At 48.3% G+C, this 1555-nt stretch carries 2 protein-coding genes; both read right to left on the reverse strand.

What is annotated here, in order from left to right; all coding sequences use genetic code 11:
* On the reverse strand, positions 1 to 420 hold a 420-nt coding region (locus A2517_RS00860; protein WP_294893476.1), incomplete at its 3' end, for a hypothetical protein.
* The coding region (locus A2517_RS00865) for a VWA-like domain-containing protein (protein ID WP_294893477.1) at positions 389 to 1555 on the reverse strand (1167 nt) is incomplete at its 5' end. The genes A2517_RS00865 and A2517_RS00860, both read right to left, overlap by 32 nt.

Consider the following 1555-nt stretch of genomic DNA (forward strand, 5'->3'; position numbering starts at 1 on the left):
CTCATTCCAAATCCGTCCATGTACCATCTGATCGCACGCTTGATCCATAAACACCGGAAAGAGTCTCAACACCTCCAACAGTTCGCTAAAATCGTTATCGACGAGGGCACGAAAGAGCATTCGGCTACGGTTTCGGATATGACGACGCAAATCATGGTTGTCGATTACTGCGGGATTCAGACGAATAAAGCGCTCCAATGCCCCCAGACGGGAGTGGTTAAACGCCATAATCGCCACATCGGTATTGGGATCTCCCACTTGGATAGGATGAGAACCGCTGGGACGGTGAAATGCCCATAACAGCCTTGCTTCATCATCCGAATGCTCTAGATAAATCGCATCCCCCTGCTCTTCGAAGTCCAAATCGTCCTTTAGGGCTTCGATATGCTCACGATAAGTCAAAGTAGACGACGTCTCCATAACGTTCAAACCTTTTCAAATTTTGTTTTTCACTCAGTAAAAACAGTGTCTGCATCGCGGGAGCTTTATCAACTGTAAAATAGCCATCACTTAGAATCACCGCCAAATTTTTCTCCCCAGCATGGGAATTTAGAAACTCTAAAACGGGGCTGAACTGCGTCCCCCCGTTTCCTTTTGCAAACTCTATCTGCGGCAATATCCCTTGGGCATCGTAGCTTTTTTTCTCCTCGCTATATACCCGTTCATCGAACGGGATGACGCTCACCTCGAAATCGTGGCTGAGGCGTACGATAGAGTCAATTATCCCTAAAAATCGGGAAAAAACGTCACCCGTAATACTCATAGAGCGATCCAAAAAGATAAAAAAGCTCAAACGGTTGCGGTCATAGCGGTATCCGGGGAGATAAAGCCCCTGATGGATAAAGCGGCGGTTGGGGTGAGAGAAATCGGACTCTTTATCGAAAAAACTCTCCGACATATAGGTGTGCAGGAGCGTATGCAGATCGATGGAGGGTTTCGTGATCTCATCGAACATCTCTAAAAGTGACGCGGGGATGTTCCCCTGCTTCCGCGCCGCCCCCATCGCTTGGATAATCAGCGCATCGAGTTCTTCCTCGGCTACCTGCGTGTCCCCCTCATGTTCGATAATATCCATCTTTTGCTCAGTCGGATTCTCTTCGGATTGTTGCCCTTCCCCCTCATCGCTCTCACGATAGAGGGCATGGTACACCTCCTCGACACTTTTGTCGCGAAATGATTCAATCACCATCGCCTCTTCATCGGCTTGACCGACGCGCTGAAAATCACGCAGAAGCAGTCCGATAACGATATCACAGCTGCGATTCCACGTCGGCTTATCGCGATCCTTCATTCGAAACGGGTGTTTGAGGAGGATATGGAGCAGTACATGGGCATAGAGGTATTTGAGGCGTGCATCATCATACCCCAACATCTTGCTCTCATCGACACGGATACTCACCCCGTCGGTCTCGAAGAGCATATGGGGGTTGTTCTGGTATTTATGGGGAATCGAGAGGGCTAAAACGCTTAAAAACGGATGGTCGAAGAGGAACTGTACCCGTATTTTTTCCAGACGATTTTTGATGGGAGTATCCTTTGGATATTTATCCAAAAA

Origin of the sequence: Sulfuricurvum sp. RIFOXYD12_FULL_44_77, assembly GCF_001830725.1 — a bacterium.
Lineage (GTDB): Bacteria > Campylobacterota > Campylobacteria > Campylobacterales > Sulfurimonadaceae > Sulfuricurvum > Sulfuricurvum kujiense_A.